At 70.0% G+C, this 24082-nt stretch carries 23 protein-coding genes; 11 read left to right on the top strand and 12 right to left on the bottom strand.

Annotated elements, in window-relative coordinates:
• Nucleotides 1-3 precede the first annotated feature (3 nt).
• From R8F63_07115 to R8F63_07105, 3 genes are all read left to right on the top strand, one after another.
• Entirely contained in the window at nt 4-939 is a 936-nt protein-coding gene (locus R8F63_07115) for an AAA family ATPase (protein MDW3218368.1), read from the top strand.
• Entirely contained in the window at nt 936-1943 is a 1008-nt protein-coding gene (locus tag R8F63_07110) for a hypothetical protein (protein MDW3218367.1), read from the top strand. The genes R8F63_07115 and R8F63_07110 overlap by 4 nt, the downstream gene beginning before the upstream one ends.
• A 65-nt stretch (nt 1944-2008) precedes the next feature.
• Nucleotides 2009-3706 (top strand): chloride channel protein, encoded by a 1698-nt coding sequence (locus R8F63_07105; GenBank protein ID MDW3218366.1) that lies wholly within the window; start codon nt 2009-2011, stop codon nt 3704-3706.
• Nucleotides 3707-3714: 8 nt separating this feature from the next.
• Here the strand turns inward: R8F63_07105 and R8F63_07100 are convergent, their stop codons facing one another.
• From R8F63_07100 to R8F63_07080, 5 genes are all read right to left on the bottom strand, one after another.
• Entirely contained in the window at nt 3715-3900 is a 186-nt protein-coding gene (locus R8F63_07100) for a hypothetical protein (protein MDW3218365.1), read from the bottom strand.
• Nucleotides 3901-3967: 67 nt separating this feature from the next.
• The gene (locus tag R8F63_07095; GenBank protein ID MDW3218364.1) at nt 3968-5128 is read right to left on the bottom strand and encodes a ribonuclease D; all 1161 of its coding nucleotides are present in this window, start codon (nt 5126-5128) and stop codon (nt 3968-3970) included.
• Nucleotides 5129-5134: 6 nt separating this feature from the next.
• Nucleotides 5135-5455 carry a rhodanese-like domain-containing protein gene (locus tag R8F63_07090; GenBank protein MDW3218363.1) on the bottom strand — a complete coding sequence of 107 codons (321 nt, stop codon included), beginning with the start codon at nt 5453-5455 and terminating at the stop codon, nt 5135-5137.
• 35 nt (nt 5456-5490) lie between these two features.
• Nucleotides 5491-6057 (bottom strand): molybdenum cofactor guanylyltransferase, encoded by a 567-nt coding sequence (locus R8F63_07085; GenBank protein ID MDW3218362.1) that lies wholly within the window; start codon nt 6055-6057, stop codon nt 5491-5493.
• Nucleotides 6054-6479 (bottom strand): DUF3151 family protein, encoded by a 426-nt coding sequence (locus tag R8F63_07080; GenBank protein MDW3218361.1) that lies wholly within the window; start codon nt 6477-6479, stop codon nt 6054-6056. Before R8F63_07080 ends, R8F63_07085 begins: the two co-directional genes overlap by 4 nt.
• 57 nt (nt 6480-6536) lie before the next feature.
• Between R8F63_07080 and R8F63_07075 the strand changes: the two genes are divergently transcribed.
• Nucleotides 6537-6869, top strand: coding sequence for a hypothetical protein (locus R8F63_07075; GenBank protein MDW3218360.1), 333 nt, complete (start codon nt 6537-6539; stop codon nt 6867-6869).
• A 10-nt stretch (nt 6870-6879) separates the two neighbouring features.
• Here the strand turns inward: R8F63_07075 and pyk are convergent, their stop codons facing one another.
• Together pyk and R8F63_07065 are read right to left on the bottom strand one after the other, a co-directional pair.
• Nucleotides 6880-8310 carry a pyruvate kinase gene (gene pyk / locus R8F63_07070; GenBank protein MDW3218359.1) on the bottom strand — a complete coding sequence of 477 codons (1431 nt, stop codon included), beginning with the start codon at nt 8308-8310 and terminating at the stop codon, nt 6880-6882.
• Between the two features lie 59 nt (nt 8311-8369).
• Nucleotides 8370-9152, bottom strand: coding sequence for a transglutaminase-like domain-containing protein (locus R8F63_07065; protein ID MDW3218358.1), 783 nt, complete (start codon nt 9150-9152; stop codon nt 8370-8372).
• Nucleotides 9153-9182: 30 nt separating this feature from the next.
• On the opposite strand from R8F63_07065, the gene R8F63_07060 reads away from it, so the two are divergent.
• Both R8F63_07060 and R8F63_07055 read left to right on the top strand, forming a co-directional pair.
• Nucleotides 9183-9968, top strand: a complete 786-nt coding sequence (locus R8F63_07060; GenBank protein MDW3218357.1) for a glycerophosphodiester phosphodiesterase — start codon at nt 9183-9185, stop codon at nt 9966-9968.
• 59 nt (nt 9969-10027) lie between these two features.
• The gene (locus tag R8F63_07055; protein MDW3218356.1) at nt 10028-11371 is read left to right on the top strand and encodes a lytic transglycosylase domain-containing protein; all 1344 of its coding nucleotides are present in this window, start codon (nt 10028-10030) and stop codon (nt 11369-11371) included.
• A gap of 686 nt (nt 11372-12057) precedes the next feature.
• Here R8F63_07055 and R8F63_07050 read toward each other — a convergent pair.
• Complete coding sequence (locus R8F63_07050; GenBank protein ID MDW3218355.1) at nt 12058-12237, bottom strand: hypothetical protein; 180 nt, start codon at nt 12235-12237, stop codon at nt 12058-12060.
• A gap of 79 nt (nt 12238-12316) precedes the next feature.
• Between R8F63_07050 and R8F63_07045 the strand changes: the two genes are divergently transcribed.
• The 3 genes from R8F63_07045 (at nt 12317) to R8F63_07035 (ending at nt 16343) form a co-directional block, all read left to right on the top strand.
• On the top strand, nt 12317-13768 hold the full coding sequence (locus tag R8F63_07045; protein MDW3218354.1) for an NAD(P)/FAD-dependent oxidoreductase: 1452 nt from the start codon (nt 12317-12319) through the stop codon (nt 13766-13768).
• Nucleotides 13765-14484, top strand: coding sequence for a glycosyltransferase family 2 protein (locus R8F63_07040; protein MDW3218353.1), 720 nt, complete (start codon nt 13765-13767; stop codon nt 14482-14484). Before R8F63_07045 ends, R8F63_07040 begins: the two co-directional genes overlap by 4 nt.
• 140 nt (nt 14485-14624) lie before the next feature.
• Nucleotides 14625-16343, top strand: coding sequence for an EAL domain-containing protein (locus tag R8F63_07035; protein ID MDW3218352.1), 1719 nt, complete (start codon nt 14625-14627; stop codon nt 16341-16343).
• A gap of 3 nt (nt 16344-16346) precedes the next feature.
• Here R8F63_07035 and R8F63_07030 read toward each other — a convergent pair whose 3' ends face one another.
• Nucleotides 16347-17210: a glycosyltransferase gene (locus R8F63_07030; GenBank protein MDW3218351.1), complete on the bottom strand. Its 864-nt coding sequence runs from the start codon at nt 17208-17210 to the stop codon at nt 16347-16349.
• A gap of 60 nt (nt 17211-17270) precedes the next feature.
• On the opposite strand from R8F63_07030, the gene R8F63_07025 reads away from it, so the two are divergent.
• Together R8F63_07025 and R8F63_07020 are read left to right on the top strand one after the other, a co-directional pair.
• On the top strand, nt 17271-18416 hold the full coding sequence (locus R8F63_07025) for a glycosyltransferase family 4 protein (protein MDW3218350.1): 1146 nt from the start codon (nt 17271-17273) through the stop codon (nt 18414-18416).
• 10 nt (nt 18417-18426) lie between these two features.
• A complete protein-coding gene (locus tag R8F63_07020; GenBank protein MDW3218349.1) occupies nt 18427-22719 on the top strand; it encodes an alpha-(1->3)-arabinofuranosyltransferase family protein in 4293 nt (1430 codons plus the stop codon).
• Here the strand turns inward: R8F63_07020 and R8F63_07015 are convergent.
• From R8F63_07015 to R8F63_07005, 3 genes are read right to left on the bottom strand one after another with little or no spacing between them, the layout of a single operon-like run.
• Nucleotides 22716-23312 (bottom strand): ATP/GTP-binding protein, encoded by a 597-nt coding sequence (locus tag R8F63_07015; protein MDW3218348.1) that lies wholly within the window; start codon nt 23310-23312, stop codon nt 22716-22718. The two genes, R8F63_07020 and R8F63_07015, sit on opposite strands and share 4 nt — an antisense overlap.
• Complete coding sequence (locus tag R8F63_07010; protein ID MDW3218347.1) at nt 23293-23658, bottom strand: DUF742 domain-containing protein; 366 nt, start codon at nt 23656-23658, stop codon at nt 23293-23295. The genes R8F63_07015 and R8F63_07010 overlap by 20 nt, the downstream gene beginning before the upstream one ends.
• On the bottom strand, nt 23655-24068 hold the full coding sequence (locus R8F63_07005) for a roadblock/LC7 domain-containing protein (GenBank protein MDW3218346.1): 414 nt from the start codon (nt 24066-24068) through the stop codon (nt 23655-23657). The genes R8F63_07010 and R8F63_07005 overlap by 4 nt, the downstream gene beginning before the upstream one ends.
• Nucleotides 24069-24082: the final 14 nt, after the last annotated feature.

The following is a 24082-nucleotide window of genomic DNA, read 5'->3' as shown; positions in this document are numbered from 1 at the left end:
GTCGTGACTGCCTTCACCAGCGATGACCTGAACGCCGCCGCCGAAGAGGCGGGAATGCTGTTCCCCGCCTATGTGATCGACCAGCTCGTCGCGGCGATCGACTCCGGCAAACACGTCATCCTGACGGGACCTCCGGGAACCGGGAAGACCACCCTCGCCTACATCGCCTCGGAGGTCGCCCGGAAGTCGATGTTCTGCACCGGCTACCTGCCGACGACGGCGACGACGGAATGGACGACCTTCGAGACGATCGGTGGTCTGCAGCCGACCGCCGAGGGACTCATCTTCCGACCCGGTCTCTTCGTCGAGGCGATCGAGTCCGGCCGCTGGCTCGTCATCGACGAACTCAACCGATCCAACTTCGACCGCGCGTTCGGCCAGCTCTTCACGGTGCTGTCGGGCTCCGCCGTCGTTCTGCCCTTCAAGCGCAAGGGTCAGCCCCACCCGCTGTCGCTGGTTCCGAGCGGCGTGGAGGCCCCCGAGGACACCGAGGTCATCCGCGTCTCGGCCAACTGGCGGATCCTCGCCACGATGAACGTGTTCGACAAGAACCTGCTCTTCGAGATGTCCTACGCCCTGATGCGCCGGTTCGCCTTCATCGAGGTCGGCACGCCGCCGGAGGGTGCGTACCGCCAGCTCCTCCAGGGCAAGGGCGAGGTCGTGCAACGCCTGCTCCCGCTACGCGAGTTCACCGATCTCGGACCGGCCGTCTACCTCGACGCCGCCAAGTACGCCGCCCGGCGGTCCCGCGACGGGATCACCGAGTCGCGGCTGCTCTACGAGGTCTTCTACGCCTACTTCCTCCCCCAGTTCGAGGGCATGGAGGAGCGCCGGGCCATGACGCTGTACCGCACGGTCGCCGAGCACCTCGATGCCCCCGAGCAGCTCGAGGCCCAGCGCACGATCAGCGACATCCTCGGCGTCGAGCTGGTTGTGTGACGACGCCGCGCATCGACCCCTTCGCGGCCACCCAGGAGGCCACGGCGGAGCTCTGGAACCGGCTGGCGCGGCCGTTCGACACGGCCGAGACCGTGGATGCGCTGCTCGGCCTGTCGACCGACGTCGTCGAGCAGCTGGTGGGCGTCCTTGTCGCCACGTGTGACGAGGCGGAGACCCTGCTGTACCGCATGCCGAAGACGCTGCGCACGCTGAAGACCTCCGTCGGCACGCACAACGAACGCTGTGTGGGTGAACTGCGCGGCCCGGTGCAGTGGAGCGAGACGTTCGCCGCTCAGGCGTCGAGCCTGGGCAATCGCGACGTGTACGTGTGCTCCTCCACGCGGCGGGCCTACGACATCGACGAGAACCAGGTGCTCGTCGGCGCCCTCCAGTCGATCGCTGCGGCGGGCGCGAGCGTCGACATGGTGGGAGACGACAGCTACGAGGACGAGGGCCTGCGCCGGGCCCGCGCCAACGCCAAGGTCGCGCGCCGCTATCTCGACCATCGTTCGCTCGAAGCGATCCGGGTGAGCGGTCGCCCGACCGCCCGTGCCATCAAGCGCACCCGCTCGGGGAAGACGTCCGCGGCCTACCGTCCCGCTCTCGAGATGCTCGATCGGGTCAACGAGCCGCTGTCGTTGGACGAACTGTCGCCCTACTGCGACCGGCGCACCCGGGTCCAGCACGGCGTCCTCCTCGCCATCATCGAGGAACTGGAGGCGCGCGGGATGCGGGTGCCCGCGGTGCGGGCCGAGAGCGGGTCGCTGTTCGCCGGCCCGGTGGAATACATCCATCCGCGCCGACGCGGTGACAACAGTCGGCTCCACGGCATCGTGCTCGGCCATGTGCTCGTCGACGTGCCCCAGCGACTGAAGCGCAGTGATCCGGCCGAGTTGCGGCTCGATCTCGAGACCCGGGCCAACGGTCGGGAGGTCGTGCCGATCACCTCGGTCGACGACATCATCCCCGCGGTCGACACCGCCGTGCGCGCCGCTCGCGGGTAGCACCGGCATCGCCCCTGGTCGGGATGGGTGTCACGCCCCGCTCCGGCGTGTAGGAAAGGGGGCACGTGAAGAAGTACCTCGCCGCCGTCACCGGCGGATACGACCTCAGACTGCTGGCGGCCTCCGTGGCGACGGGTGTCGTCGTCGCGGTCGTGGTCGCGATGTTCGAGGCGGTCACGCAGCCGGTCCTGCTCGAGTGGTTGCTGGAGCAGGACCTGTGGGTGTTGATGGCCGCGCCCCTCGTCGGTATCACCCTGGCCCAACTCATCCTCCGTTTCATCGGGCGGGGAACCAGCGGATCCACGTCGGACGAGTACATCCGGGTGTTCCACGACCGCCATCCGCGCCTGCCCATCGTGGAACTCCCGGGCAAGCTGCTCGCCGGTGTCTCGACGATCGGTCTGGGCGGTGCGGCCGGATTGGAGGGCCCGTCGATCTACGCCGGCTCGTCGCTGGGCCTCTGGATCCACGAGAAGACCGGTGGCCTGCTCCGCCGGGACGAGGCCAGGCTGCTGCTGACCGCGGGAGCGGCGGCGGGGGTTGCGGCGGTGTTCAAGGCGCCGGCGACCGGCGTGATTTTCGCGATGGAGGCGCCTTACCGCGACGATGTCACCCCTCAGGCCCTGTTGCCGTCGTTGCTGGCGTCGGCCGCCAGCTACGCCACGTTCGTGTCGCTCGTCGGCACGGAGCCCGTCATCCCGTTCTTCGCGGAGGGGTCGGTCCTGCTCGAGGAGGAAGGTGGTGTCTCCGTCCTGGGTGTCGATCTCGCGGATCTCGCCGGCGCCCTGCTGCTCGGCATCGCCGCCGGTCTCGGTGGTCGCGGCTTCGCCTACCTCATCCGCCTCGCCAAGTCCGGGGCCAAGACCACGCCGGTCGGGCGTCGGCTCGCCATCGGCGGCGGGGCCATCGCCGTGCTGGCGTTCGTCGGCTTCCAGGCGTTCGACGAGCCCCTCACCCTCGGCCCCGGTACCGAGGCGATGGGGTGGGTCGTCGACGACCAGGGACTCGGCTTGATCGCGCTCCTCTTCGGGCTCCGCATCGCGGCCACGATGGCCACCGTCTACGCGGGTGGCGTCGGCGGCATGTTCATCCCGCTCGCGGTTCTCGGCGTCATCCTCGGTGAATTCGTCGGGTCCGCCATCGGCGAGGACGACACCGCGCTCTACCCGATCCTCGGCCTCGCCGCCTTCCTCGGTGCGGGCTATCGGGCGCCGATCGCCGCGGTGATGTTCGTCGCCGAGTCCACGGGTGGAGTGGGCGCGTTCGTCGTGCCCGCGCTCGTCGCCGCGGCGGTGAGTCAGGTCGTCGCCGGCCCGACATCGGTGGCCGACTACCAACGGGCCAAGCGCCTCGGTCATCTCGAGCGGCGGTTCGAACTGCCCCTGACCTCGATCCTGTCGACCGATGTGTTCACGGTGCCCAGCGACGCGTCGGTCTCGGAGTTCGTGTACGTGCACGTGCTCGGTCGACGCGAACGCATCGTGCCCGTCGTGGACGGCGGACAGTTCATGGGGATGGCGCGCCTGGAGGACATCTCGGAGCTGGAACGCGACGAATGGGAAACGACCACCGTCGGCGACGCCATGGCCTCGGACCTGCCGACGGCGCTGCCTTCGTGGACGCTGCGCGACGCCGTGGCCGCGATGGACTCGGTCCAGATGGACGTGCTCGCCGTCACCGACGGCGACGGCAACTTCATCGGTGTCGTCACCGAGGACGAGATCCTCAAGCTCGACGAGATCCTCGACGAGACGGGGGGCTGATCAGCGGATCAGTCGCGGTCGGCGGGATCGTCCCCGGCCGGCTCGTCGAACTCGTCGGCCCACGCCAAGTGCTCGGGCTTGACCTCTTCGTCGTCGTCGTCCGACAGGCTCTCCAGGAGGGCGTCGAAGTCGCCGTCGTGTGAGCGCTTCAGCTCACGGGCCTCTTCATAACGCCGGTGCCGCCCCTTTTTCACCTGATGAGCTCCCGTTCGACAACGTCAAGACCCTCGATTGTAGCCCCGATCCCGCCGGGGACCCACGTCAGGAGACGGGTCGTCCGGATCGTTCTTCGAGAACGACCGCACCGTCCTCGAACGCGAGGGCCGCATCGCCCGCCACGAGGCGGCGGATCGGGCCGCCGGCCAGCTCCGCCCGCCACCCGGTGGCGAGTCGAGCGTCGTCATCCCCTCTGACCAGGGCTTCGACATCGGCTCGCGTCGCGAGGAGGGTGGGATCCAGCTCACGGTCACGGGCCAGCTGGTTCACCCACGCAGCGACCAGGGCCACGGCGGGCCGCAGGTCCCGGGTGTCGGAGGAACGCTTCGGCGCCCGGGGCGGACGCCAGTCCGACGCGAGGCCGTGCGCCACCGCTTCGAGGATCGCCGGCCCCAGCGAGCCCTTGGCGAGTCCCTTGTCGACGCCACGGATCTTGGCGAGTGCATCGAGATCGCTCGGCGCGGCCTGGGCGATCCCGACGACGGCGATGTCGCTGAGCACGAACCGCACGGGTTGATCGATCTCCGCGGCGCGGCGCTCACGCCAGGCCGCGATGGAGCGGGCCACGGTGAGCGGCCTGCCTTTGAGGTGCCGTGCCTCCTTGATCTTGCGCCAGGCCTCGTCGGGGTCCCGCGGGCCCCGCCACCGCGTCCGCATGATCTCGCACTCGTCGGCCGCCCAGCCGACCCGGCCCCGCTCCTCGAGCTGGGCCATGAGCTGATCGTGGATGTCGAGCAGCCGTTCGACGTCGGCGGCTGCGTAGTCGAGCTGGCTCGTGGCGAGCGGTCGTTCGAGCCAATCCGTCAGCCGACTGCCCTTCGGAAGCGAGAAGCCCAACTCCCGTTCGTGCAGCGACGCGAGCGACGGCGTGGACATGCCGAGGAAACCGGCGGCGATCTGCGTGTCGAAAAGGATCCTCGGCACCGCGCCGCACTCCAGTTCGAGCACTTCGAGATCCTGGGACGCCGCGTGGAGCACGGCGACCGCGTCCGACTCCATCACCGCTCGCAGCGGCGCCAGATCGACCTCCAGCGGGTCGATCAGGACGAGATCGCCGGGCCAGGCGATCTGCACCAGTGCGACCTTCGGCCAGTACGTGCGTTCGCGATGGAACTCGGTGTCGAGGGCATACCGAGGCTCGGCGAGCAGGGCATCGACGACCTCCGCCAGACCGGCGTCGGTGTCGACGATGCGATAGTCGGCCACCGGCGATCAGCCGCCGGCGCCGCTGATGGCGGGCTTCCCGGCGTCCAACCACGCCCCCATGCCGCCGGCCACGTTCACGGCGTCGACCGCGTGGGACCGGAGGAACTCCACGGCCCGGGCACTGCGACCGCCCTTCGCGCAGATGACGTAGACGGTGGCGTCCGTCGGGAACGCCTCGAGCTCGTCGGGCACGGTCCCGAGGGGCACGAGCGTCGCGCCCTGGATGTGCGCCGTCGCCCATTCGTCGTCCTCGCGGACATCGACGACGGACGCGCCACCGGCCAGATGTCGCTCGAGTTCGTCCACGTTGATCTCCGGGATCTCCATCGGGCGATGGTACCCATCCGCGCCCCCGGGGACGCTCACCGGGAGCCGGACGGGAGATCCTCGGGCCGGTCGGCGTCGTGGAACCAGCAGGGATCACCGTCGAGCAGCTGGGCCACCCGCAGGCCGTCGACCGCATGGCGGGGGGCCCGCACGCCGGACGCGAACATCGACTCGAGCGCTGGCCGCGCGGATCGGCGCCACACCGCATGGAGCCATTCGGCGTGGCCGTCCACCACCGGCACGGCCACGTCCGCGTCGCCCAGGGCGCCCACGACGGACCGCACGGCGATGCTGGAGGCGTCGGTGAGGTCGCACGAGAGCACGGCCACGAGGTCCGTGCTCATCGCGGTGAGCGCGGTGATGATCCCACCCAGGGGTCCCTCGCCCGGCCAGCGATCGCCCACATAGGTCACGCCGAGCGCTTCGAGCGCGGGTCGGTCGCCGCCCACCACGACGACGGGGGATGCACCGGCCGCGGTCAGCGCGGCGACCGCCGTGGTGACGAGGGCGCGTCCGTCGATCTCGATGAGCGCCTTGTCGGTGCCCATCCGCGACGACGTGCCACCGGCCAGAACGGCGCCCCCGAGCGACGGTCGGGTCACGCGGCGGGCGGCCAGTCGGGATCGAGTTGCTTGAGGAACAGGGCGCAGCGCTCGTCCTCGTCGGTCTCGCCGATGGCCGCGGCGGTCTGCTGGAGGCCGCTGAGGGCCCGGAGGAATCCCCGGTTGGTCTCGTGGCCCCAACGGACGAAGCCACTCCCCCGCCAGCCGCTGGCCCGGAGACGATCCAGACCGCGGTGGTAGCCGGTGCGGTACGCGGCGTAGGCGAGGGCGGGCTCGTCGACGGCGTCGCCCAGCGACGCCCAGGCGGCGAGGAAGGTCGGCCACTGGGCACAGACGGCGCCGATCGCGGCGATCCGATCCTCGGCGACCAAGGCGGCCTCCAGGGCCGCCTCCGCCTCCGCGGGTTCGGGCGACAGCACGGTGTCGGGCGGGCCGGAGCGGTAGAGGTTCACGTCGGTCATGGCCCGAGCCTACCGAGGCGCCACCAGGCGATGAGCACGGCGCTCTACCATCGCTGGGTGCTTCTCGCCGCGCTCCCCGACTGGCTCGATCCGGAACTGCTCCAGTGGATCATCCTGGTCGTGCTGGCGGTGCTGCTCTACCTGATGTACGTCGTCGTCCGCTTCGTCCAGCGGGTGGTGCTGAAGGTCGCCCTGTTCCTGCTGCTCGCGGGAATCGGGCTGTCGCTGTGGGTGCAGCGCGCTGATCTCGACGACTGCGCCCGCACCTGTGCGTGCTCGCTCTACGGCCAGGACGTCGAGGTTCCGTGGGAGCAACTCCCGGAGGACGTACGCGTCCGGCTGGCCGACGGGGATGTCGGCTGTCGGGATTCGCTCGAGGTCGAGGCGTAGCCCGCCGCGTCTACGGGACTCGCTCGATACGCAGGACGTTGGTCGACCGGCTGCGGCTGTCCGAGCCGGCGAGCACGGCGACCGACTCGCCCGACCGGATGTGTCCTTCGGCCTTCGCGTGGCGGATGGCCTCGCGCACCATGTCCTCGTTGCTCTCGCGCTCGGCGATCAGCATGGGTGTGGTGCCCCAACTGAGCGTCAGTTGCTGCACCGTGGCTTCGTTGACCGAGAAGCCGAGGATCTGGGCCTCGGGTCGGAAGCGGGCGATCGACCGGACGGTGAAGCCCGAACCGGAGATGCACAACACGTGCTCGATGCCGAGCTCCTGGGTGGCCCGCCAGGTCGCCATGGTCATGGCATCGGTGACCGACGCGGCACCGGCGGTCTCGTCGGTCATGCGCAGGTCGGCCAGGTTCTTGGCCCATGAGTCGTGGTCCATCTCCTCGTCGGCCCGACGGGCGATCCGACTCATCGTGCGCACGACGTTCACGGGGTCCGTGCCGATCGCGGTCTCGCCGGAGAGCATGACCGCAGAGGAGCCGTCGAAGACGGCATTGGCGACGTCGGACGCCTCGGCGCGGGTGGGCGCCGGGCTGGACACCATCGACTCGAGCATCTGGGTGGCGGTGATGACCGGTCGACCCCCGGCGATGCAGTCCCGGATGATCTGCTTCTGGAGATGCGGGAGATCCTCGAGGCTGCACTCGTTGCCGAGGTCGCCGCGAGCAACCATGATCGCCCCTGCCGCCTCGATGATGCCGCGTAGGTTGTCGACCGCGGCGCGGGTCTCGATCTTCGCGATCAGCAAGGGGCCGCGCGGGTGCGGTTCGGTGCCGACGCGGCGGATGTCGTGCGCCGAGCGGACGAAACTGATGGCGATCATGTCGACACCGGCGTCGACGAAGGCGTCGAGCGCGACGAAGTCGTCGGCCGTGGGCGTGGCCATCTGCAACCGGTCCGAGGGCACATGGATGCCGGGGCGGCCCCGCAGGCGGCCGCCGAACGCCACCGTGGCGAGCAGCTTGTCGACGGACTTCTCGGCGATCTCGAGCACCGCGCCACCGTCGCCGACCGTCAACCGGTCGCCGATCTGCATGTCCGCGTGGAGGCCCTCGTAGTCGACCTCGATCACCTCGGCCGTCGACGCGTCGGTGCCGGTGCGCAGTTCGACGGTGTGGCCGGTGGGCACATCGACGCCGTCCTCGCCGAAGCTCGCGGCGCGGACCTTGGGGCCGGGCAGATCGACGAGGATGCCGACCCGGTGACCCTCGTCCCGGGCGACGGAGCGAATCCGATGGAAGCGTTCGAGGCCGTCGTCGATGGTGCCGTGCGCGAGCCCGATACGGGCGACGTCCATGCCGGCTCGCATCATCTCGCGCAGCGTCGTTTCGTCCTCGGAGGCTGGGCCGATCGTCGCGACGATCTTCGTCCGTCGGTGCATGGGCCCGAATCTACCCCCTCGCAGGGTGCCGGCCCGACCACTTCGGGCGGGCGACCGGTTCAGTTGAGCCGGGCTCTGAGGCGCAGCGCCCGATCGCTGATCCGGTCTCGCGCCGCCTCTTCGGCCACGGTCGCGCCGACGCGGTCCAGGAGCAGGGCGGCGTCGTCGTAGCGCCCCCGGAGTTCGCAGAGGTCGGCGAGGGCCCGCAGGTCCGGTGGATCGGCGGGAATCCGCAGCCGCAGGTCGAGGAGCCAGTCGAGATCGCGGGGACTCCGACTGCGGAACGTGACCGTGAGGTTGTTGAGCACGCGGTGCACGATCGACCGACTCGGCACCGGGTCGAGATAGCTCTCGTGGAACCGGACGCCGTCGCCGTGGATCGAACGGAAGCGGGCGATGCAGGCGTCGCTCCCGATCCGCGCGCCTGAGTGGTACGGGTCGATGAACCCCTCCGGGTCGTCGCGCTCGCGCACCAGGAAGTGGCCGGGCAGGCCGACGCCGACGAGCTCGATCCCGAGACGCCGGCCGACTTCCACGAGCACGACCGCGAGCGTGATGGGCATGCCGACCCGCCGGCGGACGACCTCGTCGAGATAGCTGTTGCGCGGGTCGTGGTAGTCCGTGCGATCCCCCGCGAATCCCTGATCCACGAAGACATGCCGGATCAGGCCCTCGACCGTGGCATCGGGGCACGCGAGCGCGATCGCGTCGAGCGCATCCATGCCGACCGCGGCGGGCGGCCCGCCGCTGGGCCGGGCCTCGGCCAGCAGGAACAGGGCCTCGGCCAGGGGGACGTCCGCGCCGCTCGACAACAGATCGGCCAGTCGGTCAGCGGGGCTCACGAGGCGACCGTAGCCAACTACGGTGACCCCGTGCCGAGGATCCATCCGTATCTCGATGTCGGCCATCCGATCGCCTTCGCCCACCGCGGCGGTGCGGAGCGGCATCCGGAGAACACCGAGCGGGCGTTCCGGCATGCGCTCGATCTCGGCTTCACCCATCTGGAATCGGACGTCCATGTCACCCGCGACGGCGTCGCCATCGCGTTCCACGACGACCGCCTGGACCGCGTCACCGATCGAACCGGGGTGATCGCCGAGATGGACTGGGCCGACGTGCGGCGGGCGCGGGTGGACGGTAGCGAACCGATCATGCGGCTCGAGGAGTTGTTCGAGGCGTTTCCGGAGGCCCGGTTGAATCTCGACCCGAAGGCGGGCGCCGCGGTGCAACCGCTCGCCGACACCATCCTGCGGGCCGACGCCGTCGACCGGGTGATGGTCGGGTCGTTCAGCGACCGTCGCATCGACGCGGTGCGCGCCCTCGTGGGCGAGCGACTCGCGGTGAGCGCCGGGCCCCGCCAGACCGCGGCGATCGTGCTGCGCAGTCGCGGGGTGCCGACGCCGGCCCGCTGGTTCGACGCCCTCCAGGTGCCGGTGTCCGTGCGGGGTGTCCCGGTCGTCACCGAGCGACTCGTGCGCCACGCCCACAAGCTGGGCACGCATGTGCACGTGTGGACGATCAACGACCCCACGGAAATGCACCGACTGCTGGATCTCGGCGTCGACGGCATCATGACCGATCGGCCCGAGGATCTGCGTGCCGTACTGGTCGAACGGGGCGAGTGGTGGGGTCCGCCGGACGCCACGCCGACTGGGTAGAGTGTCCTCCGGGTCACGCGGGCGATCCTGGACCAACGGGTCCATGAGGTGGCGATCCCGTGATTCCGAACCGAAGCGATGGCCCGAGGCGGCGGGGCGACTATGCGTCCACCGCCATGCTCGCGTGCGCGATCGGTCTGGTGGTCGCCATCGTCGCGGCCGCGATCTCGTTGCGCGATGACGGCCCCGCACCGGCTGCCGCGGCGTCCGAGGACGCGGTGGCGTCGGTCGCCCTGCTCATCCCCGACGACCGCCTGGATCCCCGCATCATCGCGCTCGAACTCACGGGTCTGACCTGGCAGGCGGCGGTGGACCGCTTCGACGCCGCCCTGTTCGCCGTCAACGACAACACCCGCCGCCTGCGGTCGGCCCAGGAGCGTCTCGTCGCCCTGACCGAGGAACGTGACGGTGTCGAGACGGACTACACCGCCATCTCGGCCGAGGTCGCCGCCCTCGACGATCGCATCGCCGACGTCGAGGTGATCCTGCGGGCCCGCGCCCTCGACCGCTTCCTCAATTTCGGCACCGACGATCTGGTCGGGCTGGACGACCCGAGCCTCGCCACCGATGCGGCTCGGTCGACCGAGTTGAGCCAACGGGTCGACGAGGTGCAGTTCTCCACCCGCGACGAGCTCCTCGCCCGGCAGAGCTCGACGGAGCGCGAGCAGCTCGACCTCCTGGCCCGCCAGGTCGAGCTCGCCGCCGAGATCGAGTCGACGTCGCAGGTGATCGGCGATCGCGAGACCGCCGTCCCCGCCCTGCTCGCCGAGGTCGATGCCGCCGCAGTGGCGGTGCGCAGCGCGCGCTGGACCGCCGGGATCCCCGGACTCGACCTCTCCGTCGTCGCCCTCGACGCCTACCTCAACGCCGAGGACCTGCTGGCCGACGTCTGGCCGAGCTGCAACGCGCGCTGGTGGATGATCGCCGGGGTGGCCCGGATCGAGAGTCGTCACGGCCGCTACGGCGGGCGGACGCTGCGCGCGGACGGCCGCGTCGACCGCCCGATCATCGGCATCCCCCTCGACGGTGGCCCCGGGGTGCGGGCGATCCACGACACCGACGACGGCGAGTTCGACGGCGACGACGTCTGGGACCGCGCCGTCGGCCCCCTCCAGTTCATCCCCGAGACGTGGCTGCTCCGGGGCCGCGACGGTAGCGGCGACGGCTGGGCGGACCCGCAGAACATGTACGACGCCGCGTACAGCGCCGGCCGATACCTCTGTGCGATCGGTGGGGACCTGTCGAGTCGGGCCAACCTGCGCCGCGCCTACTTCGGCTACAACAACTCGAGCGCGTACGTCGACGACGTCATCGGGCACGCCGATCGATACGCCGATTTCACCCTCCCGGACCCCCCTGCCCCGAGCTCGGCTGTGGTCGGAACTGTGGAGAACGCCGACTGACTTGGGGATATCCGGTGGGTTACCCACCGATCCCTGGGGATTTCGCCCGGACCCCTTGACCGCCGCCCCCGGCCGCCCCAGGATGCCTCTTGTCGACGCAGGAGCAAGGTCTCCGGGACGCCGAGACGACAGGAAGGGCGCAAGCCCGGAGGGTCGGGTCGGGTTCCTCGGGGGCGGAGCGAGCGCAGAGACACGGCAAGATCAGGCCGGAGCCCGAGAGGGAGCCGGCGGGTCGACCGGAGGCACGGAGGTGTCGAGCCGGAGCGAACGGAGCGTCCTGACGGGGGCACCGGGAGCGACGGGGAGGCAGCGCCGGCCGGAGGGTCCGCCACCGTCAGGAGCGCACCGTGGGGTGCGAGGCCGGGAGGGGGAACACACCCGAAGGCAGGTACGTGTCAGGGTCGCATCGAGACGAGGTCACTCCGACGGGGGTGGCAGCGGGTCGGAGCGGACCGGTACCGCCAGGTACGACGGTTGATTCAGGTTCACGGGACCGAGACGTTCGGACCCGGGATTCAGGGCAATCCCCGCAAGGGAGGGCCCCATATGGCAGGACACACCGACGGGAGTGGCCACACGCCAGGTGAAGGAGCCGACACGAGGCCCCGAGGAGTTGACCGGTGAAAGCCGGGAGGCTACTCGGGGTCTCTTCCTTTTCTCTCCTTTTCTCGTCCCGGTCTCGAGGCTCAGTCGTCCTTCAGGGCGACGGCGTTGGGCGTGACGTTCATCTTCGGCTCGTACTCCACCGCCGCGGCCGCGCTGCCGTCGGCCCCCATCGTCGCCCGCAGTTCGTCCCGACAGGAGTTGCACGGACCGTAGAAGTCGACGTCGGTCGGCGTGGCACAGCGGGGGCACGTGATCTGCATCGGCCGAGTGTCGCGCGGGGAATGGGCCGAACCGCGAATACGGGTAAGATCCGGCGGCCCCGGGGAGGGGGCGCTGCGCATGGGCGACGACACGAGGAACGACACGGCGGCTCGGACCGTGGTCATCGGCGCGGGTCCGGCCGGACTCACCGCGGCCTACCAACTGGGCAAGGCCGGTCGCACCGCGACGGTTCTCGAAGCCACCGACGTCGTGGGGGGCATCTCGCAGACCGCGGAGCGAGACGGTTGGCGTTTCGACATCGGCGGCCACCGCTTCTTCACGAAGGTGAAGCCCGTCCAGAACCTCTGGCACGAGATCCTGCCGGACGAGGACTTCCTGCTCCGGCCCCGGATGAGCCGCATCTACTACCAGGGGAAGTTCTACGACTATCCGCTGAAGGCGTTCAATGCGCTGGGAAACCTCGGCATCATCGAAGCGCTGCGCTGCGTGCTGTCCTACGTGTGGGTCCGCTTCCGGCCGCCGGAGGACCAGTCGACGTTCGAGGGCTACGTGGCGGCCCGCTTCGGCTGGCGGTTGTACCGCACCTTCTTCAAGACCTACACCGAGAAGGTGTGGGGCGTGCCGGCCGACGAACTGGAGGCCGATTGGGCCGCCCAGCGGATCAAGAACCTCAGCCTCTTCGGCGCCATCTGGAACGCGATCACGCCGAGCCGCAACCAGAAGGACATCACGAGCCTGATCGAGGAGTTCGAGTACCCCCGCCACGGTCCCGGCATGATGTGGGAGCGCTGTCACGAGCTCGTGGTCGCCCAGGGCAGCGACGTTCACTTCCGTCAGCCGGTCACCAGGATCCGCCATCGCGACGGCCGCGCGACCCACGTGGTCACCGAGGGCCCAGACGGACCGGTCGAGCACGCCTGCACCGAGGTCGTCTCGTCGATGCCGATCCCTCGGCTCGTGCAGGCGATGGATCCGCCCGCGCCGGAGGACATCCAGCTCGCGGCGAAGTCCCTCGACTTCCGGGACTTCCTCACGGTCGCGCTCGTGGTCCCGGAGGAGGACGGCTTCCCCGACAACTGGATCTACATCCACGCCCCCGAGGTGTCCGTCGGCCGAATCCAGAACTTCGGTTCCTGGTCGCCCGAGATGATCCCCGAACCGGGCAAGACCTGCCTCGGCCTCGAGTACTTCGTGAACGAGGGCGACGACCTGTGGGTGAGCGACGACGCCGCGCTCGTCGAACGGGGCACCCGCGAGATGATCGAGCTCGGGTTGCTGGCCGAGGACCGGGTCGAGAAGGGCTACGTGGTCCGGATGCCCAAGGCGTATCCGATGTACGACGCCACCTACAAGGAGAACGTGGAGATCCTTCGCCGCTGGTTGGAGGAACACGCCACGAATGTCCATCCGGTGGGACGCAACGGCATGCATCGGTACAACAACCAGGACCACTCGATGTACACCGCGATGCTGACCGTGGAGAACATCGTGTCGGGTACGACCCACGACGTGTGGGAGGTCAACGTCGAAGCGGAGTACCACGAGGAGATCAGCGAGTCCGCGGGATGAGCCACGGGGCCGGCGCCGACGCGATCGTCGTCATCCCCGCGTTCAACGAGGAGGAAACGCTGCCGGCAGTCCTCGCCGAGCTGGCCGACGTCGTGCCGGACCTCGCGGTGGTCGTCGTCGACGACGGCAGCGACGATCGGACCGCCTCGGTCGCCCGTGGCGCCGGCGTTCCCTGCGTCGCGCTCCCCTTCAACCTCGGCATCGGTGGCGCGCTGCGGGCCGGCTATCGGTACGCGGCGGACAACGGGTTCAAGCGGGCGGTCCAGTTCGACGCCGACGGTCAACACCGGGCGGACCAGATCTCGGTCCTCCTCGCCGCCCTCGACAACGGCGCCGACATGGCGGTGGGCAGTCGCTTCGCGGCCGGCGGCTATGACGTCGGCCGGAGCCGCGGGGCGGCGATGGGGCTGCTCCGGCTCGGCGTGCGCGCCCTCACGGGCCAGCGCTTCACGGACACGTCGTCGGGCTTTCGTGCCGTGCAGGGCCCGCTCCTCACCGTCTTCGCGACGGAGTACCCGGTGGAGTACATGGACAGCGTGGAGACCCTGGTGAACGCCTGCCGCGCCGGTCATCGTGTGGTCGAGGTACCGACGGCGATGCGGGAGCGGGCCGGCGGGGTTCCCTCGCAGCGACCGTTCCGGCTGGCCTACCACTACGCCCGTCTGCTCGTGGCCCTGCTCGGTTCACCCCGACGGGCCAGCCCCTCACACCGCTGATTTTGGTACGGCCGGCGCCGAACCGGGCGTGGCGAGGTCATCATCCCGCAAGACCAGGAGGCTCAAGACCCGCGTGCCTACGGCCGACGGGAAGGAGGAGCCCTCGCCATCCGGGCGCGAGCCGACCGAGGAGGTAGGACGTGGGTCGACAACGTGACTCGTCGCCGAACGCCCTACGCGTCGACCATCTCGTCGAGACGGAACACAAGGCCGGCACCGACCTCGCCTGGATCGTGGTGTTCGGCACCATCCTGTGCGTCCTGGCGATCGCGTTCGCAGTGCCGGACGCCGTGCTCGACCGCGTCGCGGATCGCAGTGGCATCAACGCCAACGGGATCATCGCCCTCACGACGGTCGTGCCGCTCGGCGCGTCCGTGTTCGCCTTCCGTCGCTATCGCGATGCCGTCGGTGCCCAGCGTGAGCTCACCCACCTCTCCCTGCACGACGCGCTGACCGGCCTCCCGAACCGCCGGCACCTGCGCGAGGTCCTCCCGGAGGCATTCCGCGTCGCCCGCCGCCACCACACCAAGGCCGCGGTGATCTTCATCGACCTCGACGGGTTCAAGGCGGTCAACGACACCTACGGTCACGAGGTCGGCGACCGCCTGATGGCGGCCGTCGGCGAGCGTCTCCGTCGTACCGCCGGCGACGATCGCTGGGTCGCCCGTTATGCGGGCGACGAGTTCGTCATCATCGATCCGGCGCCGCAGACGGCCGAGCACGCGGTTCGCTTCTCCAAGGATCTCGTAGGTGTCATCGAGACACCGTTCGAGCTCGGGGCCGACCAGATCGGCATCTCGGCGAGCATCGGCGTCGCGTTCGGCGACGTCACCGATGAGCCGGAGGAGGTCCTGCACGACGCGGACACCGCGATGTACGACGCCAAGCACAGCGAGAACCGCGCCGCCGTGTTCTCCGAGTCGATGCGCGCCCGTCTCACGCCGGCCACCGCGGAGCGTCGCCTCCAAAGAGCGCTCGCCGACGGGGAGTTCCGCCTCCTTTTTCAGCCGATCCTCGCCCTACGGGCCAACCGCATCGTCGGGTGCGAGGCCCTGCTGCGCTGGGACGATCCCGACCGGGGCCTCATCCCGCCCGGCGACTTCCTCGGCTCGCTCGAGGACACCGGACTCATCGTGCCGGTCGGTCGCTGGGTCATCGAGGAGGCCTGTCGTCAGGCCGCTCGCTGGGCGTCTCTCGTGCCCGAGGGCCAACCGCCGTTGCGGGTCACCACCAACGTGTCGCCCCGTCAGATCGGTCAGTCGGATTTCGTGGACGACCTCCGCGGGGCACTGCTCGCCTCCGGCATCGATCCGTCGTTGCTCTATCTCGAACTGACGGAGTCCGGACTCATCGCCGATCCGCGGGCGGCGTGGACCGCCCTGTCCGCGGCGCGCGAACTCGGTGTGGGTCTCGCCCTCGATGACTTCGGCACGGGCTACTCGTCGCTCAGCCATCTGCGCAACTTCGATCTCGAACTCCTGAAGCTCGACGGTTCCTACATCTCCGGGCTCGGTGAGCGGGAGTCGGACGAGGCGATCGTGCGCCACGTCGTGTCCCTCGCCCGGGCGCTCGGCATCGCAACGCTCGCCGAGGGGGTCCAGAGCGCGGACCAGGTCGAACGCCTGTTGGACATCGGTTGTGAGCTCGGGCAGGGGTACTTCTTCTCGGAACCGCAACCGCCGACGATCATCGAGAGTCTGCTCCAGCGGCAGATCAACGGCGTCCAGCCGGTCACCGAGCCGACCGCCGAGGATCCGGTGCTTCCCGCGCCGAGCATGATCGCGGACCCGACGCCCGAGCAGAGCGCCGCGATCGTGTTGCCGAAGCTCCGCCAGACGACGCCCGTGCGGGCCGACTGAGACTCAACCGCCGCCGACGTCGGCCGGAGGTGGGCCGAAACGGCCCCGGAGATAGTCGCGGATGCCGAGAAGGCGGCCCCGCGGCGACCAGTGCAGACCGCGGGACGGGACGTGCACCATGCCGACCGGGATCTGGACGAGCGCGACGGCGATGCGAAACCACGCGTTCCTGCGGCCGTAGTGCTCGCGCAGCATCAGCAGCGTGTTGCGCAGCTGGAGGTAGGCGACCCGCTCGATCGATGCGCTCATGCCCGGGTTGCGGACCATTGCGCCGCGGATCACGCCGCAGTCCCACCCCCGGTCGGCCGCCCGGATCGCGAGCTCACTCTCCTCGCAGTACGCGAAGTAGCGCTCGTCGAACAGGCCGACCTCGTCCAGGCAGGCCCGTCGGCACATCATCAGGGTGCCGTGGGGATAGTCCGCCGGGTCGAACCCCTCCTCGACCGTCGGTGGCGCGTCGATGGTGCCGAGGTAGGGCTGGATGATCGGCCGCATGCCGTCGCCGACGTCGGCGCTCATCAGGCCGACCCGGGGACGGTCCTCGACCGCCGCCAGCATCTTCTCGATCGTGTCCGGATCCGGGAGGGCATCGTGGGGGGCGACGGCGACCCACTCCCCCGCCCCGGCGAGGAAGGTGCGCAGCCCGACGTTGCCGCCGGGGCCGAACCCGAGGTTCTCGCCGGTGAGGATGACCTCGGCGTCGCCGACGAGACCGGCCAGGGCATCCTGCGTGTCGGACCGTGACCCGTTGTCGACGACGATCACCCGGGTCGGCACGGTCTGCTCGCGGAACGCGGCGACCGTTCGGCCCACCGCGTCGGGTCGGTCACGATGGATGATGACGGCCGTCACCGGCGCAGCGGTCATGGGAGCCGCAGTGTGCACACCGTCGTGATCAGTCGACAACCCGGCCGCTAACATGCACCGGTGCAATCCGCGTTGAAGATCGGTGACCTCGCCGCCGAGTCCGGCCTCAAGCGCATCCACATGCTCGCGTGGCGGGACCTCGCCGACGTCGAGGCCGGCGGCTCGGAGTTGCACGCGTCGATGGTGGCCTCGCGGTGGGCCCACGCCGGCATCGATGTCACGATGCGCACGTCCTACGCCCAGGGTGCACCGCCGGAAACGATCCGCGACGGCTACAAGGTCGTGCGCCGTGCCGGGCGCTATCTCGTCTTCCCCCGAGCGGTGGCCGCCGAGCTCGCCGGTCGCCACGGTCGTCGTGACGGTCTCGTCGAGATCTGGAACGGCGTCCCGTTCTTCTCCCCCCTCTGGGCCCGTGGGCCGCGTGTCACGTGGCTCCATCACGTGCACGAGGACATGTGGCCGATGGTGCTCCCGCCCGGCCTGGCCCGGATGGGTCAGTTGCTCGAGCGCCGAGTGGCGCCGCCGTTCTACCGCCGCACGCAGGTGATCACGCTGAGCGACAGCAGCCGTCAGCATCTCCTCGACCGTCTGCGCCTGCCCGCCCAGAACGTGCACGTCGTGCCCCCCGGCATCGACGCCCGCTACCGGCCCGGCGCGGACAAGGCGCCCGAGCCGACCGTGCTCGCGGTCGGCCGCCTCATGCCGGCGAAGTCGTTCGATCGACTCATTCGAGCGGTCCACGCCGTGCGCGAGCACGTGCCCGCCCGGCTCACGATCATCGGCGAGGGCTACGAGCGCGACCAGCTCGAGCGGCTTGTGTCCTCCCTCGACGCCGAGGAGTGGTGCGACCTGGCCGGCTACGTCGACGACGACGAGCTCGTGCGCCGCTACCAGGAGGCGTGGGTGGTGGCCAGCACGTCGAGCAGCGAGGGCTGGGGCATGACGCTCACCGAGGCGGCCGCCTGCGCAACGCCCGCCGTGGCGACGCGGATTCCGGGCCACCTCGATGCCGTACGCGACGGTGTCGGCGGACTGTTGGTCGACACCGACGACGAGTTCGTCGGGGCGCTACGGGCCGTGCTCACGGATCACGATCTCCGGGCCCGTCTGTCGGATGGCGCCCGTCGGTCGGCTGCCGAGCTCACCTGGGATCGCACGGCGTACGACACGCTGGCCGTCCTCGCCGCGACCGCCAGCGGCCGCTGATCGGCACGCGATGACGATCCGCGGCCTGGTGGATCGCGTGCGACGCCACGCGGTGCTGCTCACGGCTGCGTTCGTTGCCTATGTGCCGATCGTGCTCTCCCGCCCCGGCACGGTCGGGGCCGACACCAAGACCTACCTCTATCTCGATCCGGGCCGCGTCCTCGCCAACGCGTCGAGCCTCTGGGACAGCGACGTCGCCCTGGGCACCGTCACCCATCAGAACATCGGCTACCTCTGGCCGATGGGTCCCTGGTACTGGTTCTTCGAGACGATCGGGAGCCCCGACTGGCTCGCCCAACGACTCTGGCTCGGCACCCTCCTCTTCGCGGCCGGCGCCGGCGTCCGCTACCTGCTCAAGACGCTCGACTGGCAGGGTCCGGGTCTGCTGATCGCGGTGCTCGCCTACGAGATCAGCCCGTACGTGCTCGACTACTCGGCTCGCATCTCGGCGGTGCTGCTCCCCTGGGCCGGACTCCCCTGGATGATCGCCCTCACGATCCGGGCCGCCCGCAACGGAGGTTGGCGCGACCCGGCCCGGTTCGCGCTGGTCGTGCTCACCGTTGGCTCGGTCAACGCGACGTCGCTGCTCCTCGTCGGTCTCGCTCCGGTCGCCTGGCTCGTTCACGCCCGCCTGGTGGAGCGGACGGTGAGCACCCGGGCGGCGGTCGGCGCCGCCCTGCGGATCGGTGTGCTGAGCCTCGGTGTGTCCATCTGGTGGATCGCCGGCCTCGTGCTCCAGGGCGGCTACAGCCTGCCCGTCACCCGCTACACGGAGACGTACCAGACGGTCGCGTCCGCGTCGACCGCCCCGGAGGTGTTCCGTGGGCTCGGCTACTGGTTCTTCTACGGCAACGACAAGTTCGGCCCGTGGATCCAGCCGAGCATCGAGTACACGCAGGGGGTCTGGCTGCTCTTCCTCTCGTTCGGCTTGGTCGTCCTCAGCCTGCTCGGCGCGGCCCTCGTGCGGTGGCGGCACCGCAGCTACTTCGTGCTGCTGATCGTGATGGGCGGACTCATCGCCGTCGGCAGCCATCCGTTCGACGCGCCCTCACCGTTGGGGGCGCTTTTCAAGGACTTCACGGGCACCGATGCCGGGCTCGCCCTGCGGTCGACGCCACGGGCGCTCCCGATGCTCGTGCTGGCGACCTCGGTCCTGCTCGCGGTCGTGGTCCGGGCCCTGCACGAGCGATGGCCGGGGTTCGCCCGCGGGTTCGCCGCTCTCGTCGTCCTCGCCGTCGTGCTCAACAATCCGGCGATCTGGCGGGTGCGGATGATCGAGGAACACCTCCATCGGGACGAGGACGTCCCGGAGTACTGGCTCGAGGCGATCGACCATCTCGACGCGTCCGGCCGGGACGGTCGGGTGATGGAGCTCCCCGGCAGTGACTTCGCGTCGTACCGCTGGGGAAACACCGTGGATCCGATCACGCCGGGATTTCTCGACCGGGGCTATGTGGCGCGGGAGTTGGTGCCCTTCGGGTCCGCCCCGTCGGCCGACCTGTTGATCGCGTTCGACCAGCGATTCCAGGAGGACACGGTCGACGCGGACGCCATCGCGCCGATCGCCCGCCTGCTCTCGATCGACGACATCGTCCATCGCGCCGATCTCACCTTCGAGCGGTTCCGTACGCCCCGGCCGGTGCCGACGGCCGCCCTCCTCGACGAGGTCGACGGGCTCGGCGACGGGATCGGATTCGGTCCGCCCGCGCCGAACATCGCCGGGCCGGAGCAGACGATGATCGACGAGGTCCATCTCGCGATCGACCCCGCGCTGCCCGACCCCGCCCCCGTCACCGCCTACCCCGTCGACGGCGCACTCGACATCGTGCGGACGCGTCCCGTCACGGGCGGAATCGTCGTGGTCGGCGACGCGGAGGGCCTGGTCGACACCGCGGCCGCCGGGCTGCTCGACGTCGAGCGTCCGTTGTGGTTCGCCGCGGACCTGGTCGCCGACCCCACACTCGCCGACACCGTTCTCGCCGAGCCGGCGACGATCGTCATCACCGACAGCAACCGCCGCGAGGCCAACCGTTGGGGGACACTGCGCGAGAACCAGGGCTACACCGAGTGGCCGGGTCAGGAACCGCTCGTCGACGATCCGACCGACAACCGGCTCGAGCTCTTCGCGGGCGTGGCCGACGCCGGGTTGGACCCGGACGACACCCGCACGGTCAGTGTGCAGGAGGCGCCGTTCCGGTTGCGGGCCTCTGACTACGGCAACCCGGTGACCTACACGAACGACGACCGCCCGGTGCTCGCGATCGACGGTGACGCCACCACCGCCTGGGTTGTGGGAGCCTTCGCCGAGGCCCGAGGCGAATGGCTCGAGTTCGCCTACACGACGCCCACCGTCGTGCCGTCGATCCGGGTCGTGCAGCCCGGTGGCGACGTCAACCGTCGCATCACCGAGATCGAGATCCGCGCCGATGGTGAGCTTCTGCGCCGGGTCGCCCTCACCGATGCCTCACACACGTCCCCCGGCCAGACGATCGACCTTCCGACCCACGAGGCAGCCTCGACGTTCACCGTGCACCTGACCGACCTCGACGTGGCTCCGCAGGCGAACTATGCCGGCGTCTCTCCGGTGGGGTTCGCCGAGATCGTGATGGCCGGGGCCGAGCCGGTCACCGAGTTCCTCCGCACGCCCGTGGCGCTCGTCGAGCAGCTGGGTGACGACCTGGCCGAGCACGACCTCGCCGTCGTAGTCACCCGGGAGCGCTCGAATCCCCAGGAACCCGTGCGGGAGGACCCCGAGCGGGAGATCCGTCGCATCGTCGTCACCGCCCACGACCGCGAGTTCGTGCTCGGGGGGTCGGCGCGGGTCTCCGCCGCGGTCGACGACTCCGTGGTCGACGCCCTTCTCGGCCGCACGACCGACACCCTCGGCGACGCCATGTGGGCCCGGGCCGAGGAATCGCTCCAGGGTGACCTCCGCAGCATCGCGTCGATGGCGTTCGACGGTGATCCGACCACGGCGTGGACCGGCGAGTTCGGCGGTCAGCTGTGGCGCTGGGTGGAGGTCGAGCACGACGCGCCGGTTTCCTTCGACGGCATCGAGGTCCTTGTGGTGAACGATGCCCTGCACTCGGTGCCCACCGAGATCGAGGTGTCGGTCGACGGGACGGTCATCGGGGCCTACCCGACCGGGCTCCGCGCCGGCGATGCCGAACGCGGGACCGTCACGCGGGTCTCGCTCCCGGCCGTCGGTACGGGACGAGTCGTGCGGCTCCAGTCGACCGCGGTGGACGAGAACACCACGCGGGACTGGTACTCCAACGACTTCATTGGGCTCCCCACCTCCTTCGCCGAAGTCGACCTCGGCGTGGGCCGCGCCTTCGGTCCCCTCCAGCCGATCGCCACCCCCTGCCTGCCTCTCGCGACGCTCGACGGGGTGACCGCCCACGCCCGTATCGAGGCGTCGGTCGACGAAGCGCTCGACCGCGACGAACTCACGCTCGTCGGCTGCGAACCGGTTTCGGCCGACAGCCGGATCGAGATCGAGACCAGCGGACGTCCGCACGGGTTCGACATCGATCAACTGGTGCTCTCGAGCCCCCGACCGGTCGAGCCGCCCGTCGCCGGGCCCGTCGTGGCCGTGGAATCACACGACGACACGTCGTATCGGGTGCGCGTGCCCGCCTCGGAGGAGGATCGGTGGCTCGTGCTCGGGCAGAGTCACAACCTCGGGTGGGAGGCCACGGTCGACGGCGCGTCGCTGGGTGAGCCCGTACTCATCGACGGTTTTGCCAACGGTTGGCTGCTCCCCGCCGGGGACGCGGTGACCGTCGATCTCGAGTGGACGCCGCAGCGCCTCGTCGGCCGCGCCATGGCGGTGTCGATCGTCGCGCTCGTGATCGTCCTGGCCCTCGCGCTGCGCCGCCGCAGGACCATGCCGGCGGCGCGCGCCACCGCGCCACCGCCGGCTGTGCTCGCCCTGCCGTGGCTCGACCCTCCGGGTCCGCGGGGGCCGGTGACGGTCGCCGTCGCGACGGCCGCGGGAACCGGTGCGGCGGTCTTCGCCTGGTTGAACCTGCCGCGGCTGCCGGGCTTGGCGGTGCTGGTCGGCGTCGCGGTCGCCGCCCTCCTTGCGTGGGGCAACCGTCGCGTACGGCCGGCGTTGTTCGCGGCCGGCACACTTGGCGTGACCGTGGTCGCGCTGATGCTCGAACAGCGGGCCGAACGCTACGGCCCGGACTTCGGATGGCCCCAGCAGTTCGCCCACCTCCACGTGTGGGGCGTGCTCGCGTTCCTGTTCCTCGCGGCCGACTATCTGGTCGCGGCCGTTCGTCGCGACGACGACTAGGCGGGGGTGGTCGCGCGGGCGAGCGCGTGCTGGACGAGTTCGAGCAGCGTGCCCTTCGTCGCGGCGCGATCACGGGCGTCCGTGATCATCATCGGCACGTCCGGCGAGATCGCCAAGGCCTCCCGCACGTCCTCGAGCGAGTGGTGGATGCGTCCGAAGAAGGCGTTCACGGCCACGACGAACGGGATGCCGGCGGACTCGAAGTAGTCGACCGCCGCGAAGCAGTCCTCGAGACGGGACGTGTCGACCACGACGACCGCACCGATGGCGCCGCGCACGAGATCGTCCCACATGAAGTGGAAGCGGTCCTGGCCCGGCGTGCCGAACAGGTAGAGGATCAGATCGTCACCGAGACTGATGCGACCGAAGTCCATCGCCACGGTCGTCGACGTCTTGGCCGCCTCACCGGCGATGTCCACGCCCTGGCTGTGGGAGGTCAGGGAGGCCTCGGTTGTGAGCGGTTCGATCTCGGAGATCGACCCGACGAAGGTCGTCTTGCCGACGGCATAGCCGCCGGCCACGACGATCTTGACCGGGATGGGAACGCTGCTGCTGCTGGCAGCTTCGTTCTTCTCAGAGCGCTTGAAGACCATCGAGGACCCTTTCGAGGAGTCGGAGGTCGGGGCGAGACCCCTCTTCGTCCCCTGCCGGGTTGGCATGGGAGTCGAGGTGGCCGTCGGTGACCAGGTCACCCACGAGAACGCGGGCGACACCAAGGGGAAGGCTGAGGTGTGCGGACACCTCGGCAATGGACGTCGGGGTGGCACAGAGCTCGAGGATCGCCCGCCGTTCGGTCGGGAGATCCTTCGCGCCCTCTTCGCCCCGCGGGGTGACGCGCACGATCGTCTCGAGCGCGAGCTCGGTCGACGATCGAACTCGTCCGCCGGTCAACGCGTACGGACGCACACGCAGCCGGTTGTCACGGGGCTGATCGGTCATCGCGGGAGAGCGCTCTGCAGTTCAGCTCGGAGCTCGGGCGTGAGGAAGGGGCCGGTCTTCTCGACGAGGACGGCCATTTCGTAGCCGACCAGCCCGACATCACAGTCGGAGTCGGCGACGACGGCGAGGCACGAGCCATCGCTCACGCCCGTCACGAAGAGGAACGCATGCTCCATCTCGATGATGATCTCGTTCACCCGACCGCCACCGAATCGACCGGCGGCGCCGTAGGCGAGTCCGATCAGGCCGGAGGCGACGGCGGCGAAGCGGTCGGCGGCGTCACGGTCGAGGCCGCCCGAGAGCGCCATCGGGAGACCGTCGGAGGAGACGACAACCGCCTCGCTCACGCCGGGTACCCGCTCGACGAAGTTCGCAACGAGCCAGTTGACGTTCGTTGCTGCACTGCTCATGGTCATATCGGGGC

It is taken from the genome of Acidimicrobiales bacterium, from assembly GCA_033344915.1.
GTDB lineage: Bacteria > Actinomycetota > Acidimicrobiia > Acidimicrobiales > Aldehydirespiratoraceae > JAJRXC01.
This window is presented reverse-complemented; position numbering and strand designations above follow the sequence as displayed.

What these genes read in the sequence shown, in the direction of transcription:
- R8F63_07090 (MDW3218363.1), bottom strand. Translation starts at nt 5,455, where the DNA reads ATGGAGATCCCGGAGATCAACGTGGACGAACTCGAGCGACATCTGGCC.
- R8F63_07080 (MDW3218361.1), bottom strand. Translation starts at nt 6,479, where the DNA reads ATGACCGACGTGAACCTCTACCGCTCCGGCCCGCCCGACACCGTGCTG.
- pyk (MDW3218359.1), bottom strand. Translation starts at nt 8,310, where the DNA reads ATGCACCGACGGACGAAGATCGTCGCGACGATCGGCCCAGCCTCCGAG.
- R8F63_07050 (MDW3218355.1), bottom strand. Translation starts at nt 12,237, where the DNA reads ATGCAGATCACGTGCCCCCGCTGTGCCACGCCGACCGACGTCGACTTC.
- R8F63_07045 (MDW3218354.1), top strand. Translation starts at nt 12,317, where the DNA reads ATGGGCGACGACACGAGGAACGACACGGCGGCTCGGACCGTGGTCATC.
- R8F63_07040 (MDW3218353.1), top strand. Translation starts at nt 13,765, where the DNA reads ATGAGCCACGGGGCCGGCGCCGACGCGATCGTCGTCATCCCCGCGTTC.
- R8F63_07030 (MDW3218351.1), bottom strand. Translation starts at nt 17,210, where the DNA reads ATGACCGCTGCGCCGGTGACGGCCGTCATCATCCATCGTGACCGACCC.
- R8F63_07020 (MDW3218349.1), top strand. Translation starts at nt 18,427, where the DNA reads ATGACGATCCGCGGCCTGGTGGATCGCGTGCGACGCCACGCGGTGCTG.
- R8F63_07015 (MDW3218348.1), bottom strand. Translation starts at nt 23,312, where the DNA reads ATGGTCTTCAAGCGCTCTGAGAAGAACGAAGCTGCCAGCAGCAGCAGC.
- R8F63_07010 (MDW3218347.1), bottom strand. Translation starts at nt 23,658, where the DNA reads ATGACCGATCAGCCCCGTGACAACCGGCTGCGTGTGCGTCCGTACGCG.
- R8F63_07005 (MDW3218346.1), bottom strand. Translation starts at nt 24,068, where the DNA reads ATGAGCAGTGCAGCAACGAACGTCAACTGGCTCGTTGCGAACTTCGTC.